This is a genomic window from Bradyrhizobium sp. PRIMUS42, from assembly GCF_023006515.1.
In the GTDB taxonomy this organism is placed as follows: Bacteria; Pseudomonadota; Alphaproteobacteria; order Rhizobiales; family Xanthobacteraceae; genus Bradyrhizobium.
Genome location: NZ_JALBGZ010000764.1, coordinates 1 through 2,850, shown reverse-complemented (window position 1 = coordinate 2,850; position 2,850 = coordinate 1). Strand labels below are relative to the sequence as shown.

Below are 2,850 nucleotides of genomic sequence, written 5' to 3'. Positions count from 1 at the left end.
GAAGGAGAGACCCGCGGCATAGAGCGTCGCCGAGGCGACGCCGAACGCCATCAGCACGCCGCGTTCTGCGGCGCTGGTGTCTGCTGACGGCAGCCAGCCGAGCTGGCCGATGAGGATCAGGATTCCCGCACAGGACAGCGCGAGCAATGAGGCGAAGGCGGTGACGCGGCGCGAGGCCGACAGCGCCGCTTCGAGGGGAACCACGACCAGCCAGACCGCGGCGAATGATTCGATGCCGCCCGTGGTACCCGCGACGGCCATGATCAGGCCGGCGAGCGCCAGCGACGACAGCACATGCGCGCCTTCATAGCGGCCGGTGCGCGACAGGAACCAGGACAGCAGGATCGGCGCGATCAGCCATGCGAAAGCGGCGACCTCGATTGCGCTCGGCGCGCCGCGCATGGCGAGATAGACCGGGAATGCGGCAAAAGCCGCCAGGCTGCCGAGCAGCCGCGGCGCCATGAAGGCACGATGGCGCGCTCGCATCAGCGCATCGTAACGCGCGGAGGGATGCAGCAGTGCATCGAGACAATCGCGGATGATACTCAAAACTGTCACGGGTCTCGCGCTTCGGCTCATTCGTCGGAAGACGCGCCGGAACGCCTCCTTGTCGTTGAGCCACCGTGTCAGAGCGACCTTAAACGAGTGCTAAGGCGGCGCTGCGCGCGGCCGGACGCCGGGACATCGCGGGGCTTTTTAGACGATTTGCCGACGTCTTCAGTGAGGATGGTGAACACAGGGTTTCACCGTTCCCGCTCATGGTTTCGAATTGGTAGATGCGCATGCCGGCAGAATCACGGGCGCCGGCGTCAATCGAAAATTTACGACAACGTCGATCCCAAAGAATTTTGCGTAAATTTTCCGCGAATTAAGCTCAAGGCAATCACTTGCGATTTATCGAGAGTTGCTAGGTCCGACGTCCGCGGAGATCGCCGCGGGCGGGATCGAACGTACAGGTCGCAAGATGCGCTTTCTGCTTCGCATCACATTCTGGCTCGGGCTGGTGCTGGTGCTCCTGCCCAGGGACAAGACACCCGAATCGGAGAAGCTGCCGCAGATCGGCGCCGCCGACGCGGTGCAGGCTGCGACCGCGGCCGTCTCGGACATGACTCAATTCTGCAAGCGCCAGCCGGCGGCCTGCGAGGTCGGTGGACAGGCCGCGACCATCATCGGCCAGCGCGCCCAGGACGGCGCGCGCAAGATCTACCAGATCATCAACGACAAAAAAGAGCAGATCTCCAACGACAAGAACGACAAGAGCGAGAAGAACGAGAAGAAGGCCCCCGACCATACCGGCTCGATCGCGATGGCCGGCGAAGGCGATCTCGTCTCGAGCGAAGCGCCGCACGACACGCTGAGCCAGGACGACCTGGCACTGGAATGGCGCGGCCCGCAGCCGGCGAATTAGCGCCCAAACCCTATCGATTTCGGCCCCTCGCATCCCTATATTGGCGGGAAGCGGGAACACGGGCCAGCATGACCACGATCGACGAAATCAGGGATAATTTCGAGCTTCTGGACGAGTGGGACGACCGCTACCGGTACGTCATCGAGCTTGGCCGCACCCTGGAACCGATGCCGGAGGCGGAACATTCCGCCGAGAACAAGGTCAATGGCTGCGTCAGCCAGGTCTGGCTTCAGAAGCTGGTCGATCGCGGCAATGGCGCACCGATCCTGAAGTATCGCGGCGACAGCGACGCGCATATCGTGCGGGGGCTGGTCGCGATCGTGCTGTCGCTCTATTCGGGCCGCACGCCGCAGGAGATCCTCGATACCGATGCGATCGCCGTGTTCAACGAGTTCGGCTTTCGCGATCATCTGACGCCGCAGCGCTCCAACGGCCTGCGCTCGATGGTCGACCGCATCAAGACCGATGCGAAAGAGGCGCTGGCGGAAGCGTCGTAAAGAAGCTTCGTAGGGAGCTCCCGTAGGGTGGGCAAAGCGAAGCTTGCCCACCTTCTGAGTGTGGTCGAAAAAGACTCGTGGGCACGGCGCTTCGCGCCTTTGCCCACCCTACGAGGCCTCCCGATCGGCGGCCTTTCGCACTACCCGCTCTACTTCCCCTTCTTCCGCTGCTGCTGCCCGAGGCCCATCTGCTTCGCCAGTTGGGAGCGCGCCACCGCGTAGTTCGGCGCGACCATGGGATAGTCGGCCGGCAGGCCCCATTTCTCGCGGTATTGCTCCGGCGTCATGTTGTACTGCGTGCGTAGATGGCGCTTCAGCGACTTGAACCGCTTGCCGTCTTCGAGACAGACCAGATAATCGGGCGCGATCGACTTCTTCAGCGAGACCGCCGGCTTCGCCGGCTCGAGCGGCGCAGCCTCGGTGCGGCCCGACGACACCCGCACCAGGGCGCCGTGCACCTGGCTGATCAGGTTCGGAATATCCGCAGCCGGCGTCGGATTGTTGCTGAGATAGGCCGACACGATGCTCGCCGTCAGCTCGATGAAATTCTTAGCCCCGGCATCCGACATGGGCCCGCCCTCTCTCCACCTTGCGCCTCACGGGATAGACGACGCCGAACTATTCCGTGTCAACAATACGTTCGGCCGAAATACGACAACTGACGAGGATGAGCTGATGCAAGTGAGGAGTGGTGCTTTCCTTGGGCGCAGCTGCCTCAGCTCCGCTGGTCGAGATGGGCGCGCAGCTCGTCGATCGAGGCAAAGCGCATCATGCCCTCCGGCATCTGCGCTTCGATCGAGCCGTCGGAATAGAGCGAATAGGCCATACCATCGACGATTCCGGATTTGAGCACGGTCACGGGCGGCTGCTCGACAATTGCCGGCGTCGGCTCGGGTGCAGGCGGCGGAGCGGCCTCTGCGAAGGTCGATGGCGAGCGCGCCGGCG

3 protein-coding genes and 2 pseudogenes are annotated in these 2,850 nt (G+C 63.4%); 2 read left to right on the top strand and 3 right to left on the bottom strand.

Going from position 1 to position 2,850, the window contains the following annotated elements:
- A pseudogene (locus MOV75_RS33220) lies at positions 1–579 on the bottom strand (PAS domain-containing sensor histidine kinase); the annotation flags it as partial.
- Between the two features lie 385 nt (positions 580–964).
- Here MOV75_RS33220 and MOV75_RS33215 point away from each other — a divergent pair.
- Complete coding sequence (locus tag MOV75_RS33215; protein WP_246931017.1) at positions 965–1,408, top strand: DUF5330 domain-containing protein; 444 nt, start codon at positions 965–967, stop codon at positions 1,406–1,408.
- 68 nt (positions 1,409–1,476) lie between these two features.
- Positions 1,477–1,905 carry a SufE family protein gene (locus MOV75_RS33210; protein WP_246931016.1) on the top strand — a complete coding sequence of 143 codons (429 nt, stop codon included), beginning with the start codon at positions 1,477–1,479 and terminating at the stop codon, positions 1,903–1,905.
- A gap of 149 nt (positions 1,906–2,054) precedes the next feature.
- On the opposite strand, the gene MOV75_RS33205 is transcribed toward MOV75_RS33210, so the two are convergent.
- Together MOV75_RS33205 and MOV75_RS33200 are read right to left on the bottom strand one after the other, a co-directional pair.
- Positions 2,055–2,474 (bottom strand): MucR family transcriptional regulator, encoded by a 420-nt coding sequence (locus tag MOV75_RS33205; RefSeq protein ID WP_246931015.1) that lies wholly within the window; start codon positions 2,472–2,474, stop codon positions 2,055–2,057.
- Between the two features lie 146 nt (positions 2,475–2,620).
- Positions 2,621–2,850, bottom strand: a pseudogene (locus tag MOV75_RS33200) (DUF308 domain-containing protein); the annotation flags it as partial.

What these genes read in the sequence shown, in the direction of transcription:
- MOV75_RS33215 (WP_246931017.1), top strand. Translation starts at nt 965, where the DNA reads ATGCGCTTTCTGCTTCGCATCACATTCTGGCTCGGGCTGGTGCTGGTG.
- MOV75_RS33210 (WP_246931016.1), top strand. Translation starts at nt 1,477, where the DNA reads ATGACCACGATCGACGAAATCAGGGATAATTTCGAGCTTCTGGACGAG.
- MOV75_RS33205 (WP_246931015.1), bottom strand. Translation starts at nt 2,474, where the DNA reads ATGTCGGATGCCGGGGCTAAGAATTTCATCGAGCTGACGGCGAGCATC.